This window comes from Micromonospora sp. CPCC 206171 (assembly GCF_036906755.1).
GTDB lineage: Bacteria > Actinomycetota > Actinomycetes > Mycobacteriales > Micromonosporaceae > Micromonospora > Micromonospora purpureochromogenes.
Map to the genome: position 1 here is coordinate 44061 of NZ_JBAKHT010000001.1, position 13948 is coordinate 58008.

Here is a 13948-nt window from a genome sequence, read left to right on the forward strand (position 1 = left end):
GGCGGGGCGGGGGGCTAGAGGAGGAGGTCGAGGACGAGGACGCCGAGGAAGCCGACCACCGAGATGATCGTCTCCATCACCGACCAGCTCTTGATGGTCTGCCCGACCGTCAGTCCGAAGTACTCCTTGACCAGCCAGAAGCCCGCGTCGTTGACGTGCGAGAAGAACAGCGACCCGCAGCCGATGGCCAGCGCCAGCAGCGCCACCTCCGGTCCCTGGAGGGTCTCCGCCAGCGGCGCGACGATGCCGGCGGCGGTGATGGTGGCGACCGTGGCCGAGCCGGTCGCCACCCGGATGCCGACGGCCACCAGCCAGCCCAGCAGCAGCGGCGAGAGGTTCGCGCCATCGGCCGCGTCCGCGACCAGGTTCCCCACGCCGGCGTCGACCAGCACCTGCTTGAAACCGCCGCCGGCGGCGACGATCAGCAGGATGCCGGCGATCGGCGGCAGCGACCCGCCGAGGAAGCCGGAGACCTGCGCGCGACTGAAACCGGTCCGGTAGCCCAGGAAGATCATCGCGAAGATGACGCCGGCGAGCAGGGCGACGATCGGGGTGCCGATGATGTCCAGCGCCTTGCGGCCGGCGGTGCCCTCGTCGAGGGTCAGCTCGCCGATCGCCCGCAGCAGCATCAGCACCACCGGCAGCAGGACGGTGATGACCGCGGCCCACAGGGCCGGCGCGCGGCGCGCCCGTACCCGCGCGGTGGCCGCCTCGTCGATCGGCTCACCCGGGCGGCCGGCGCCGGGGTTGGCCAGGTCGTCCTCGGTGACCAGGTCGCCGTGGGCGTCGAGCGGGCCGCGACCGGTGGCCGCCGGCCCCCGCCCGCCGGCGAGCGCGACCGGTCGCCGGGTGGGCAGCAACTCCTCCGGGGCGGTGGCGGGCACGTACCGGGCGATGAAGTTGCCGAAGATCGGACCGGCGACGATCACCGTCGGAATGGCGACCAGCAGCCCCAGCGCGAGGGTCTGGCCCAGGTTGGCGCCGAGGGCGTCGATCGCGACCAGCGGGCCCGGGTGCGGCGGCACCAGGCCGTGCAGCACCGACAGGCCGGCCAGCGCCGGGATGCCGATCTTCATCAGCGGTACGTCGGTGCGCAACGAGACCAGCAGCACGATCGGCACCAGCAGCACGACGCCGACCTCGAAGAAGAGCGGCAGCCCGATGAGGGCGGCGACCCCGGCCATCGCCCAGGGCAGCGCCGTGCCGGAGACCCGACCGACCACCCGTTCGACGATGCCGTCCGCGCCGCCGGATTCGGCGAGCAGGCCACCGATCATGGCCCCGAGTGCGATCAGCAGGCCGACCCCGCCCACCGTGGAGCCGACGCCGCCGCTGAACGAGGTGACGATCTTGTCCGGGGCCACGCCGGCGACCACGCCGAGCACCGCCGCGCCGAGGATCAGCGACAGGAACGGGTGGACCTTGCCCCAGGCGATCAGGAGCACCACCGCGGCGATGCCCAGCAGGGCCGCGAGGATCAGTTGGGCGTCACCGGCGTCGGTGAGCGGCTCGGCCGGTGCGGCGAGGAGAGCGGTCACGGTAATCACGACCTTCGGACGGCGTCCGGTCCCTTGCGGGGCGGGCGATCACATGGGTGCGGGAGTGGGTGACGGTTCCGGCGGCAGGCTCGGGGCCAGCCGTCGCAGCGACGCGAAGGTCGGGACCAGCGCGTCGTACAGCTCGGAGAAGAGCGGGAGCAGCGCGGCGTAGGTGGCGGCGGCGGAAGGATCGGGGCGTACCGTCTCCTCGATCTCCACCAGGTCGGCGGCGACGTCGATGGACGGGATCAGCCCGAGCGCCTGCATGCCGAGCAGCGCCGCGCCGAAGCTGGAGCCCTCGTGCCCGGCGGGGAAACGCACCGGCATGCCGAGCGCGTCGGCGAGGATCTGCCGCCACAGCGGGCTGCGCGCGAAGCCGCCGCTGGCCCGGATCTCGCGTACCTCGTTGCCGGCGGCGCGCACCGAGGCCAGCACCAGGGCGAGCTGTTGGCACACCCCCTCCAGCGCCGCCCGGATCAGATGCTCGCGGCGGTGGCCGTGGGTCAGCCCCACGTACGCCCCGCGCGGCAGCGCGCTCCAGTGCGGCGCCCGCTCGCTGAGCAGGTACGGCAGCATGATCAGCCCACCGGAGCCGACCGGCGCCCGCTCGGCCAGCGCCAGCAGCTCCTCCTCGGAGTCCTCGCCCAGCTCCGGGGCCAGCGCGTCGCCGGCCCACTGGAGCACGATCCCGCCGTTGTTGATCGCGCCGCCGACCACCCAGCGGTCCTCGGTCAGCGCGTAGCAGAACACCCCGCCGAGCGGGTCGACGGCCGGCCGTTCCACGGCCACCCGCATCGCCCCGGAGGTGCCGATCGAACAGGCCACCACGCCCGGCCGGACCGCACCCAGGCCGAGGTTGGCCAGCGGGCCGTCGCCCGCGCCGACCACCACCGGGGTGTCGGCGGGCAGCCCGGTCGCCACGGCCGCCTCGGCGGTGAGGCCGGGCAGCACCGTGGTGGTTGCGACGAGCTGGGGCAGCTGCTCGTCGACGATGCCGGCGATGCCCAACGCCTCCGCGTCCCAGACCAGGTGGTGGATGTCCAGCAGCCCGGTGGCCGAGGCCACCGAGTGGTCGGTCACCAGCGCGTCGGTCAGGCGCAGCAGTACGTAGTCCTTGATGCCGACCCAGTGCGCGACCCGCTGGAAGACCATCGGCTCCTGCTCGGCGAACCAGACCAGCTTCGGCAGCGGCGCCATCGGGTGCACCGGCGTGCCGGTACGCCGGTGCAGCGCGAGCCCGGGCGGGGCGGCCCGCAACCGCTCGGCCTGCGCGCTGGCCCGGGAGTCCGCCCAGGTCACCGACGGGGTCAACGGGACGCCCTCGGCGTCCAGGCCGATCAGGCTGTGCATGGCGGTGCTGAACGACAGGCCCGCCACCGGCCCGGGCAGCTCGCCGGCCACGGTACGGACGCACTCGACGACCGCGTCGAAGATGGTCGACGGATCCTGTTCCGCCCACCCCGGGTGCGGCTCGTCCAGCGGATAGCCCACGGAATGGTGCGCGAGCTGCTCGCCTTCGGTGTCGTAGGCGACCACCTTGGTGCTGGTGGTGCCGATGTCGACGCCGAGCACGACCCTGTCGCTCACCGGCCCACCTCCGCGCCCACCTGCCGGGTGGCCCCGTCGCCGTCCGGCTGCGGCTGACGTTACCGAGGGTTCGGGCACCCCGCACGGCGCACGGGATGATGGGACTGGCTCAACGGCGGCGACGGGGTGATCGCCTCCCGCCGGAGAAAGGAAAGCCTGATGGCCGTCGTCGTACTGCCCGAGATCGACCGGGAGCTGCGGGAGTCGCAGAGCCTGCTGATCGAGGTCCGGTCCGACGACGGCCACCTTCCCGATGCCATGACGAGAGTGCGGGGGGCGCTGCTCCGGCTGGACGGTCCGGATCAGGACGGCGAGCCGCAGCGCGTCGGCTTCCTCCCGCCCCCGGTGCCCCTGCCCGGGGCGCACCTCCTGCTGCTCGACCTCGGTTCCCTCCCCGACGAGCAGGTGCTCGCCGTGCCGCGGCTGCTCGCCGAGCAGCTGCGGGGCGGCGACGTACGCGACGCCGTCGTCTCGCTGGCCGTGCCTGGCCGGACGGACCGGCTCCAGGAGTTCAGCATGGCGGCCCGGGCCTACCTGGCCGGACCGGTCGGGGCGCCGTTCGGGCCGGCTCCGCCCCGCCCGCCGTTGCCGTTGCTCGACATCGCGCTCGACTGGCTGCACGTCGCCCGGGACCCGGCGGCGGATGTCGCCGCCGTCGTTCTCGGGGTGGAGACGCCGGTACCGGCGCGGTCCCTGCGGCCGGTGGCGGAGGCGGTGCTCACCACCCCGGCCGGCGCCACTACGGTGACCGTCGTGGCCAGCGACTTCGCCACCGAGTTGGTGGCGGCGAGCGTCGGTGCCGCGTACCGCAACGGCCTGCCCGCGGCCACGCTGACCATGGCACCGGGACAGGGCGACCGGGCCGAGGTGACCCGCCGGATGCGGGAGCTGCGCGACGTCATCCGCGCCCACGCCGAGCTGCTGGTCTGGGCGGGTGTCGACGCCGAGCCGGACACCCGGCTGGTGCTGCGGCACGACTGGGTGCCGCGAGTCGACCGCGGACCGTCGCGACCGGACGTCGCGGCACTGGCCGACGTCCTGGTACCCGACGCCATGTGGCATCAGCTCCTCTCGCCCGGCCACCTGGAGCGGCTCGGCGGACTGCCGGAGGGCGCGGTGGGGTTGCCCGGCGGCCGGGTCGAGTTGACCATCGGCGAGCCGGAGCAATGGCTTCCCGGGCATCCGGACGGCGCTGCCGTGCGGGAACAGGGCCATCGGATCCTCGCCCCGTGCCTGGCGGGCGAGGCGGAGGCGTTCGCCATGGCCGCGGAGCGGCTGCGTCGGTACCGGGCCGAGGCGGGGTGACCGCACCGCCGTTCCGACGCCGAACGTGAATCGACGCAGCGCATCCACCAATCGTCCGGATTGGTCCCCCGATCGGGTGGTTCGCGCGCTTCGGCGTGTCCGCCGGACTCGCCGCCACCGTTGATCCGGATGACACCCCGGTTGGTGGCTCGCGCGGCGAAGGAGTCGGCGTGGCAGATACTGATTCGACGGGTTCCACCTGGCGTTACACCTGGGCGCGCAAGCAGAACGAGCGCCGGCAGCGGGCATACCGCGAAGCCGAGCGGGCGTGGCGGCAGCGCGACGACGAGCTGCGGCGACTGCGTACCCTCGCCGTCGACCTGCACGGCTCGGTGACGGCCGGCCACGGCCTGCCCCTGGAACTCGCCCCCGGCGAGGTGGTCTTCTGGGCGCTGCCCGCCGCGCAACTGGTCGAGGTCCGGCACACCACGGTGCTGCCCGCACCCGACCTGACTGTCGAGCCGCTGCCGGCGCCGCTGCGCCACCGGCTCCCCGACGGCGTGCGGGCCACCGACGCCGGCGTGGCCGTGATCACCAACCGCCGACTGGTGCTGCTCGGCGGACGCGGCCGGCGCGACTGGGCGTACGGGAAGATGACCGGCCTGTCCCACGACCCGGCGGCCCCGGTGTCGCTGATCCAGGTCCTCGACCGGCGGCGCACCTGCGGCCTGCTGGTGCCGCCCACGGCGGCGGCCGAGTTCCGGTTCACCCTCACCCTGGCCTTCGCCGACGCCATCGAGCAGCGCGCGGCGGTGATCGCGCAACTCGACGAGTTGATCGCCGAACACGAGCAGACCCGGCCCTTTCGGCCGGCGATCGCCACCCCCGGCCAGGCCCGGCTCGCCGGGCGCATCCCCGGCGGCCGGCGCACCGTCGCCGTCGCCGTCGCGCTCGCCCTGGTCGTGCCCGCGGTCCTCTTCGAGTCCGACCCACCGGTCAGCCCCGGCTCCGACGTCGCCGCCGCCGCCACCCCGGTGGCCGCGCCCCGCGCCGCGGCGCCCCCGACGTCCGCCGCACCGAAGCCCCGCCGCTCGCCGGCCAAGCCCGCGCCGTCGGGCGAGCGACGCTGCGGCGCCCCGACCAACCCCATGGGGTACGACTTCTGCGGCGGCAAGCGCGTCCGCCGGCCCGACCACCGGATCTGCGACTACTTCGACTGCGCGCAGACCTTCTGGTCGGGGCGCGGCTACCTGGTGCAGTGCAGGGACGGGGCGGTCAGCCTCACCGGTGGGCGGGGCGACGCCTGCGCCGGGCACCGGGGCGTGCGGCGCACCGTGTTCAGCTGAAGTCGGGCAGGGTGAGCGTGCCGTCGTCGGCGAGCGGGAAACCCGGGTTCCAGGCGATCTCCCAGACGTGACCGTCGGGGTCGGTGAAGAAGCCGGCGTAGCCGCCGTAGAAGGTCTCCGCCGCCGGGCGGGTGATCCGCGCGCCGGCCCGCTCCGCCGTGGCCAGCACGGCATCGACCTCGGCGCGGGAGCGGACGTTCTGCGCCAGCGTCAGACCGCCCGGGCCGGTGTCCGGTACGCCCGCGTCGGCGGCCAGCTTCTCCCGGCCCCACAACACCAGGGCGAGGCCACCGGCCTGGAAGAAGACCGTCTCCTCGACCTCCTGGCCCTGCCAGCCGAGGCGCTCGTAGAACGCCCGGGCGCGCGGGAGGTCGGCGACGCCGAGGGTGATCAGGCTGATCCGCTGTTCCATGCCCCGGACCGTACCGCCGGGCACCGTCACGTTCCGGCAAGGCGTTCCGTCAGGTGGGCATGAGGAGTTTCGTCCGCGCCGCCTGCGCCCTGCTCGGGTTGACCGCACTGCTGGTCGGAGGGTGGGCACTGCTCCGACCAGGCGGTTTCGCCGAGGCGGTCGACTTTCCCGGCAGCCACCACTTCGTCCACGACGTCGGCGCGTTCCAACTGGGCATCGGGGTGACCCTGCTGCTCGCCGCGATCTGGGCCGACGCGCCGGCGGTCGCCCTGGCCGGCTACCTCGCCGGGGCGCTCGCCCACACCGGCACCCACCTCGCCGACCGGCACCTCGGCGGCAGCGCCGGCCAGACCTGGCTGGTCGGGCTCTCCGCCGCGCTGGCGGCGGTGGCCCTGCTGGCCCGGTGGCGCGAACTGGGCGGGGTGCTCGGCGCCGTCGAGGTCGGCGCGGCACCGGGGTGGGCGCCGTTCACCCGGCAGAAGACCGTGCTGCTGGCCAGCTTCCGCCGCGACGGCAGCCCGGTCGGCACGGCGGTGAGCATCGCCGTCGACGGCGACCGGGCGTACGTGCGCAGCTTCGAGCGGGCCGGCAAGACCCGGCGCATCCGCAACGACCCCAGGGTGACCGTCGCCGCGTCCACCGCTCGCGGCCGACCGACCGGCCCGGCCGTCGAGGCGACCGCGCGCCGGCTCACCGGGGACGAGGAGCGGCACGCCGCCCGGCTGCTGGTCCGCAAGTACCCCGTGCTGCACGGCGTGCTCGTCCCGCTGGCTCACCGCCTCGGGCGGCGGCGCACCGGCCGTACCGTCCACTTCGCTCTCACCACGCCGCCGGACCGACCGGCCTGACCAGCACCCGGGTGGCGGGGCTGTCGCACCATGTACGGCGTGATCAACAGACTGTGGGGCCGGCGCACCGCCAAGAACAAGAAGAAGCGCGACTGGGCCTACGCCGGCTGTGACGCCTGCGAGTGCGACGGTCCGAACTGCTGTGACCTCGGGCTCTTCTCCTTCCTGCTCACCCTCGGCGCCACTACCGCCCGGGTCAGCCGGGCACCGGTCGTCGACCGGGCCGGCCGGGCCGCGATCCTCGGCTACCGGCGCTGGCTGTCGCACCGCTGGCCGGGCCAGTGCCGGTTCACCCCGACCTGCAGTGCGTACGGCCTCGCCGCCGTCGAGCGGTACGGCCTGGCGGTCGGCGGGCGGATGGCGGCGGACCGGCTGCGCCGCTGCCGGCCCGGAGTGCCGCGCGGTACCCACGACCCGGTGCGATAACCGCTCGCCGCTGACCCCGCCCCGACGCTACGGTCGGCGACCGTGACCCGCACCGTGACCCTCGTCCTGGTCGACCCCGCCGGCCGGCTGCTCGGGGCACTGCCTCCGTACGAGGTGCCGACGCCGTGGTGGCAGGAGGTCGACGCGGTCGTCTGCGGTGCGCCCGTCGAGGTCGCGGTGCTGCGGCTGCTGTCCGGAGTCAGCGACCGGCCAGGGGTCGGCGGCGCGGTGACGTACCTGGCCGAGGTGGCCGCCCCACCCGCCGTACCGCTGCGACCGGTGGACCTGGAACTCCCGCCGCACCCGCTGCGCGCGCCCTACGCCGAGCCCGGCGGACCGGCCGCCACCGTCGGGTGGGCCACCGCCGCCCTCGACCGCCTCGGCCGGCCGGCGAAGGAGGTGGCGCAGCGGCGCACCTGGAACCTGTCGGCGATCTGGCGACTCGACGGTCCGCACGGCCCGGTCTGGCTCAAGCAGGTACCCGGCTTCTTCCGGCACGAGGCGGCGGTGCTGCGCCGGCTCGGCGCGGTCACGCCCGGCCTGGTGCCGCCCCTGCTCGCCGCGGACGACGACGGCCGGATGCTGCTCGACCACGTGCCGGGGGAGGACCGCTACGGGGCGGACCCCGCCGAACGCGCCGCCATCGCCGCCGACCAGCACGTCCTCCAGATGCGCGCGCTGCCGCTGGCCGACGAGCTGGTGGCGGTCGGGGTGCCCGACCTGCGCGGCGCCGCACTGGCCCGCTGGATCCGCGCCGCGCTCGCCCCGCACCAGGCCGACGCCGTGCTGCACGGGCTGGAGGAGCGGCTGGCGCAGGCCCGGCAGTGCGGCGTGCCGGACACCCTGGTGCACGGCGACCTGCACCCCGGCAACGTCCGCAGTGACGGTGACCGGCGGGTCATCATCGACTGGGGCGACTCCTTCGTCGGGCACCCGGCCTTCGACATCCTGACGCTGACCAGCGGGCTTCCGCCCGACGCCTCGGACGCGCTGGTCGCCGCGTGGTGCGCCCGCTGGCGGGCCGACGCGCCCGGCTGCGAGCCGGAACGGGCCGTAGAGCTGCTGCGGCCGGTCGCGGCGCTGCGGTCGGCGGCCGTGTACGCGGCCTTCCTCGCCGCGATCGAGCCGAGCGAGCGGGTGTACCACGAGGCCGACGTGCCGCACTGGCTGGCGCAGGCCGCCACCCTGCTCGGGCGGGGATGAGCCGTGGAGGTTTAGGCGGGGCCCCGGCTAGGACGCCGGCCTCGTCACTCGGGGGCGTGGCAGACGGCCTCGACGTTGTTGCCGTCCGGGTCGCGGACGAACGCGCCGAAGTAGGTCGGGTGGTACTCCGGCCAGAGCCGGGGCGCGTGCAGCACCTCGGCGCCGGCGGCGACCGCGGCGTCGTGGAACGCCTGCACGGCGGCCCGATCGGGGGCGGTGAACGCGATGTGCGCCTCGCGCGCCGCACCGCCGGTGTTCACCGGGCCGAGCCAGAAGTCGGGGCTGTCGGTGCCGTACCCGATGACCGGGCCGAACTCCATCACCCGGCGACCGCCGAGCGGGGCCAGGACGGCGTCGTAGAAGGCGGCGCTGGCCGCCACGTCACGGGCCTGGATGGACAGGTGGTCGAGCATGCTGCCTCCACGGCCTCGGGTCCGGGTCAGGCTAGAACGCCGGTACGACACGCTGCCCGCCACGCCCGGCGGCCCGGGCCGAACCAACCGGTAACATCCGTGCTGACCGAGCCCTAACTGAGTCATCGGGAACGCATTGGACGTCAGGCAGGTCTCCTACTTCCTCGCGGTGGCCGAGCACGGTGGCTTCAGTCGGGCGGCCTCGGCGCTCGACGTCGCCCAGCCGACGCTGTCGCAGTCGGTGCGCGCGCTCGAACGCGAACTCGGCGCCGAGCTGTTCCACCGGGTCCCGCATGGGTTGGTGCTCTCCTACGCGGGCAGGGCCTTCGTCGGCCCGGCCCGCCAGATGCTGCGCGGCATCACCGCCGCCCGCGAGGCGGTCGGGTCGCACGCCCGAGCCACGCCCGCCCTCGACCTGGTCGCCGTGCCCGTGCTGGCGGCCTACCCGGGGGCGTCCCTGGTCGGCTCGTTCCGGCGCGAGAAACCGCACATCGTCGTCCACATCGACGAGCCGGAGACCGACGACGGCCTGCACATCCTCGTCCGGGACGGGCACAGCGAGCTGGGCCTGACCCACCTGCCCCTGCCGCACCTCGGGCTGCACGTGGTCGAACTCGGCGTACAGGAGCTGTGGTTGGCGTTCCCGCCCGGCACCGATGTCGGTCCGGGTGACGCCGTGCCGCTGGCCCGGCTGCACGGCGCCGACGTCCTCGGGGTGCCGCGCGGGAGCTGGCAACGGGACGACGTCGAGCGGGCGCTGCGCGACCAGGGCGTCCGCACCCGGCTCGTGGTCGAGGTGGCGCACCCGGAGGCGCTCGCGCCGCTCGTCCTCGGCGGTGCCGGCGCCGCCTTCCTGGTGCGGGAGACCGCGCACGCGGCCGCCTCGCTCGGCGCCGTCGTGCGCCCGGTCGACCCGCCGCTGCGGCAGGCGTACGGGCTGGTGCACCGGCCCGGTCCACTGTCGCCGGCCGCCCGCGCGTTCGTGGCACACGCCCGCGCCCGGTGCGGGGTGGGGCGATGACGGTCGACCTGCGCCAGTTGGAGTACTTCCTCGCCGTCGTCGACCACGGCGGGGTCACCCGCGCGGCCGCGGCCATCCGCATCGCCCAGCCGTCCCTGTCCCAGGCGATCCGGGGGCTGGAACGCGAACTCGGCATCGAGCTGTTTCACCGCACCGGGCGCGGCCTGGTCCTCACCGTCGCCGGCGAGGCGCTGGTCGCCCCGGCCCGGCAGGTCCTGCAGGACGCCAGCGCCGCCCGGGCCGCCGTCGCCGACGTGGTGGACCTGCGCACCGGACGGCTCGACATCGCCGCGCACGCCGCACTGACCGTCGATCCCCTCACCCCGGCGATCGCCACCCTGCGGCGACGCTTCCCCGGCATCGCGGTGCGCGTGCTGGAGCCCCGCGACGACGAGGACCTGGCCCGGCTCGTCCGCGACGGAAGCTGCGAGCTGGCCCTGACGTACCTGCCCATCCCCGACCTGCGGCTGCCCGTGCGGGAGCTGGGCGCGCAGCAGGTGTGGGCGGTGCTGCCGCCCGGCACGCCCGCTCCCGACGGGCCGCTGCCGCTGCGGGCGCTGCAGGGCACCCCGGTGATCGACATCCAGGGGCACAGCGCGCTGCGCGCGACGGTCCTGGCCGCGCTCGGCACGGCCGGTGTGCGGATGCGTCGCGCGGCGGTGACCCGGCACCGCGAGGCCGTCGTACCCATGGTGCTGGCCCAGGCCGGCGCCGCGTTCCTGACCCGGTGGTACGCCGACGAGGCGGCCCGCGCCGGGGCCGTCGTGCGGGCGCTGGACCCACCGGTGGTCTGCCGGTTCGCGTTGGTCCACCGGTCCGGGCGGCTGTCGCCGGCCGCCCAGGCCCTGCTGGACCTGCTGCCCGGGCCGGAGTAGACCGGCCACGCCGGGGCCGCGCCCCCATAGCCGCCGCCTATGGGGCGGGTGACGGCTCGTCTTTGATTTCACCGGCCCGCCGGTCTTCGATCAGTGGACCCACCCGCGTCCGGTCCGCTCTCCTTCGACAGCGAGGAACCATGGCCCAACTGTCGCTGGCCTCCGTCCTGGCCGAGTCCGCCCGACGCCGACCCGCGCATCCCGCGATCGTCTGCGGCGACGAACGCGTCACGTACGCGGAGCTGTGGGCGCAGACCCGGGGGTACGCCGCGGCGCTGGCCGAGCGGGGGGTACGCCCCGGCGACCATGTCGCGCTCATGGCCGTGAACGTGCCGGACTTTCCGCGCGCCTACTACGCGATCCTCTCGCTCGGCGCGGTCGTGGTGCCGATCCACCTGCTGTTGACCGCGGAGGAGGTGGCGTTCGTCCTGCGCGACAGCCAGGCCCGTGCCCTGGTGCACGGCGGCGGCGACCCGGCGACGGCCGTGAAGGCGGCGGAGCTGGCCGGAATACCGGCGGTCGGACTGGATCCGGCCGATCCGGACTCGCTGGCCGCGGTGGCCGCCCGGCTGGCGCCGAGGCCCGGGCTGGTGCCGACCGCGCCGGACGACCCCGCCGTGGTGCTCTACACCAGCGGCACCACGGGTCGACCGAAGGGCGCGGTGCTGACCCACTTCAACCTGACGATGAACGCCACCGTCAACGCCTTCGACGACCTCGGGGTACGCCGCGACGACGTGCTCCTCGGCTGCCTGCCGCTGTTCCACAGCTTCGGGCAGACCGCCGCGATGAACACCGCGTTCCGTGCCGCCGCCACGCTCGTCCTCCAGCCGCGCTTCGACCCGGTCCAGGCGCTGGAGCTGATGGTCGCGCACGGCGTGACGGCGTTCCTCGGCGTGCCCACCATGTACATCGCGCTGCTCGACGCGGCCCGCAGGGGCGCGCCGCGCCCGTCGTTGCGGCTGTGTGTCTCCGGCGGCGCGTCGCTGCCGCTCAGCGTGCTGGACGAGGTCGCGGCGACGTTCACGACGACCGTCTACGAAGGCTACGGCCTCTCCGAGACCTCCCCGGTGGCCACCACCAACCAGCCGACCTTCGGCGCGCGGCCGGGAACCGTCGGCTGCCCGATCTGGGGCGTCGACGTGGAGGTGGCCCGGGCCGACCGGGAGGACCGCGTCGAGCTGCTCCCACCGGGCGAGATCGGCGAGATCGTCATCCGCGGGCACAACGTCTTCGCCGGCTACCTCGGCCAGCCACGGGCGACCGCGGAGGTCCTCCGGGACGGCTGGTTCCGCACCGGCGACATCGGCACCCGGGACGAGGCCGGGTTCGTCACGATCGTCGACCGGAAGACGGACCTCATCATCCGGGGCGGATTCAACGTCTACCCGCGGGAGGTCGAGGAGGCGCTGCTGCGCCACCCGGCGATCGGGCAGGTGGCGGTGGTCGGCGTACCCCATCCGACGCACGGCGAGGAGGTCTGCGCGGTGGTCATCCCGGCGGCGGAGGTGACCGCCGACGAGATCATCGACTGGGCGCGCGAGCAGGTGGGCCGCCACATGTACCCGCGGCGGGTCGAGTTCGTCGACGCGTTCCCGCTGGGCCCGAGCATGAAGGTCCTCAAGCGGGAGCTACGGTGGCGCTTCGCGCAGGACCGGACGCCCTGACCCGCGCTGAAGACCCCGCACGTGACCGTCGTCGACCAGTGATGGAAGGAGTTCCCGTGGCCCGATCCCCCCTCGATCCCGCGGTCGCCCGCGCCGCGTGGCGCCGCGCCGAACCGATCCACGCCATGATCTATTTCGCCCCCGAGGCGCGGCAACGGTACGAGGCGCTGGGCCTGGACGGCCTGACGGGCTACTTCGCGTCCCGGTCGGCCGCGTTCGGCGCGGTGCCGGCCGAGCCGGTCGTCGCGACGTTCTTCAACTTCAAGCCCGCACTGGTACGCGCCGCGCTGCCCGCCGCGTGGGAGCGGGCAGACCCGCCGGCCGTGCTCCGCGCCCGCCTGGACGCCGCGGACGCGGCCCTGAGCCGGGCCTTCTCGGCTCTGGAGGACGCCACGGATGCCGTCGCCGAGGCGGCCGAGTTGGCCCGCCGGGCCGCCGAGTCGGCGTGCGAGCAGCTGCCCGGGCGTCCGCTGTTCGCCGCCCACGCGGCGCTGCCGTGGCCGGACGAGCCGCACCTCGTGCTCTGGCACGCGCAGACGCTGCTGCGCGAGTTCCGTGGCGACGGGCACGTGAACGCCCTCGTCGTCGCCGGTATCAGCGGCCTCGACGCGCTCGTGCTGCACGCGGCGACCGGTGACGTACCGGTGCGGTTCCTGCGCCGCAGTCGCGGCTGGACCAGCGACGAGTGGGTCGAGGCGGTGGACGGCCTGCGAGCTCGCGGCCTGCTGGCCGACGGTGACGCCGACGACCTGGCCCTCACCGACGCCGGCCGGGACCTGCGGCAGTCGGTCGAGGATCGGACCGACGCTCTCGCCGAACCCGCCTACCGGGTGCTGGGTGAGGACGGGTGTGCGCGGCTCGCCGAAGCGGCGCGGCCGCTCAGCCGCGCCGTCGTCGACGCCGGGCTGCTCAACCTGAAGGCCACACCCACCGCGGGATGACCGCGGCCGCCGGTGCGGTGGAGCGAGCACTCACGACGGCAGGTTCAACTCCACGCAGCAGGCACCGGGGCGGGGGGCCAGGCGGGCGTCGACATCGGCGGCGCCGAGCCCTTCGAGCAGGCCGGTGAGGAAGGCGTGGTTCAACCCGCACACCAGAGCGGTGTGCCGGGTGGCCAGGGCGTGGAACGGGCAGTTGTGCAGGAGCACCCGCCGCTGCGCGTCGGGCCGTGGCTCGAATCCGAGGCCGCCCAGCGCCGACAGGACGTCGCACCCGTCCTCGGCCAGCCCGGCGCCCAGGCTGCGGCCGCGCTGCCCGGCGAGCCGACGCGCGGCGTCGTCGGCGTGGGCCGGGTCGTCGACGACCGCGTCGGCGAGGAGCAGTGCGGATACTTTCGAGTTCAGCCGTAAACCAACGGTACGGTGCAC

Annotated in this window: 14 protein-coding genes; 9 read left to right on the forward strand and 5 right to left on the reverse strand. The window is 74.9% G+C overall.

Annotated elements, in window-relative coordinates; all coding sequences use genetic code 11:
• Positions 1-14: 14 nt before the first annotated feature.
• Both V6U89_RS00215 and V6U89_RS00220 read right to left on the reverse strand, forming a co-directional pair.
• A complete protein-coding gene (locus V6U89_RS00215; protein ID WP_334568505.1) occupies positions 15-1538 on the reverse strand; it encodes a GntP family permease in 1524 nt (507 codons plus the stop codon).
• A 48-nt stretch (positions 1539-1586) separates the two neighbouring features.
• Positions 1587-3125: a gluconokinase gene (locus V6U89_RS00220; RefSeq protein ID WP_334568506.1), complete on the reverse strand. Its 1539-nt coding sequence runs from the start codon at positions 3123-3125 to the stop codon at positions 1587-1589.
• Positions 3126-3284: 159 nt separating this feature from the next.
• On the opposite strand from V6U89_RS00220, the gene V6U89_RS00225 reads away from it, so the two are divergent.
• Positions 3285-4430 (forward strand): hypothetical protein, encoded by a 1146-nt coding sequence (locus V6U89_RS00225; protein ID WP_334568508.1) that lies wholly within the window; start codon positions 3285-3287, stop codon positions 4428-4430.
• Positions 4431-4600: 170 nt separating this feature from the next.
• Positions 4601-5716, forward strand: coding sequence for a hypothetical protein (locus V6U89_RS00230; RefSeq protein ID WP_334568510.1), 1116 nt, complete (start codon positions 4601-4603; stop codon positions 5714-5716).
• On the opposite strand, the gene V6U89_RS00235 is transcribed toward V6U89_RS00230, so the two are convergent.
• On the reverse strand, positions 5709-6128 hold the full coding sequence (locus V6U89_RS00235) for a VOC family protein (protein WP_334568511.1): 420 nt from the start codon (positions 6126-6128) through the stop codon (positions 5709-5711). The two genes, V6U89_RS00230 and V6U89_RS00235, sit on opposite strands and share 8 nt — an antisense overlap.
• Before the next feature lie 59 nt (positions 6129-6187).
• Here V6U89_RS00235 and V6U89_RS00240 point away from each other — a divergent pair, with 59 nt between their 5' ends.
• The 3 genes from V6U89_RS00240 to V6U89_RS00250 are packed head-to-tail and all read left to right on the forward strand — an operon-like array spanning position 6188 to position 8605.
• Positions 6188-6976, forward strand: coding sequence for a PPOX class F420-dependent oxidoreductase (locus V6U89_RS00240; protein WP_334568513.1), 789 nt, complete (start codon positions 6188-6190; stop codon positions 6974-6976).
• Positions 6977-7015: 39 nt separating this feature from the next.
• Positions 7016-7402, forward strand: coding sequence for a membrane protein insertion efficiency factor YidD (yidD, locus tag V6U89_RS00245; protein WP_442933841.1), 387 nt, complete (start codon positions 7016-7018; stop codon positions 7400-7402).
• 42 nt (positions 7403-7444) lie between these two features.
• Positions 7445-8605 (forward strand): aminoglycoside phosphotransferase family protein, encoded by a 1161-nt coding sequence (locus V6U89_RS00250; protein WP_334568515.1) that lies wholly within the window; start codon positions 7445-7447, stop codon positions 8603-8605.
• A 44-nt stretch (positions 8606-8649) separates the two neighbouring features.
• Here the strand turns inward: V6U89_RS00250 and V6U89_RS00255 are convergent, their stop codons facing one another.
• A complete protein-coding gene (locus tag V6U89_RS00255; RefSeq protein WP_334568517.1) occupies positions 8650-9018 on the reverse strand; it encodes a VOC family protein in 369 nt (122 codons plus the stop codon).
• 136 nt (positions 9019-9154) lie between these two features.
• On the opposite strand from V6U89_RS00255, the gene V6U89_RS00260 reads away from it, so the two are divergent.
• From V6U89_RS00260 to V6U89_RS00275, 4 genes are all read left to right on the forward strand, one after another.
• Positions 9155-10039, forward strand: coding sequence for a LysR family transcriptional regulator (locus V6U89_RS00260; RefSeq protein WP_334568518.1), 885 nt, complete (start codon positions 9155-9157; stop codon positions 10037-10039).
• Positions 10036-10914: a LysR family transcriptional regulator gene (locus V6U89_RS00265; RefSeq protein ID WP_334568520.1), complete on the forward strand. Its 879-nt coding sequence runs from the start codon at positions 10036-10038 to the stop codon at positions 10912-10914. The genes V6U89_RS00260 and V6U89_RS00265 overlap by 4 nt, the downstream gene beginning before the upstream one ends.
• 140 nt (positions 10915-11054) lie before the next feature.
• The gene (locus V6U89_RS00270; protein ID WP_334568521.1) at positions 11055-12581 is read left to right on the forward strand and encodes a long-chain-fatty-acid--CoA ligase; all 1527 of its coding nucleotides are present in this window, start codon (positions 11055-11057) and stop codon (positions 12579-12581) included.
• 56 nt (positions 12582-12637) lie between these two features.
• The gene (locus V6U89_RS00275) at positions 12638-13522 is read left to right on the forward strand and encodes an SCO6745 family protein (protein WP_334568522.1); all 885 of its coding nucleotides are present in this window, start codon (positions 12638-12640) and stop codon (positions 13520-13522) included.
• 30 nt (positions 13523-13552) lie between these two features.
• Here the strand turns inward: V6U89_RS00275 and V6U89_RS00280 are convergent, their stop codons facing one another.
• Positions 13553-13948, reverse strand: coding sequence for a hypothetical protein (locus tag V6U89_RS00280; RefSeq protein WP_334568523.1), 396 nt, complete (start codon positions 13946-13948; stop codon positions 13553-13555).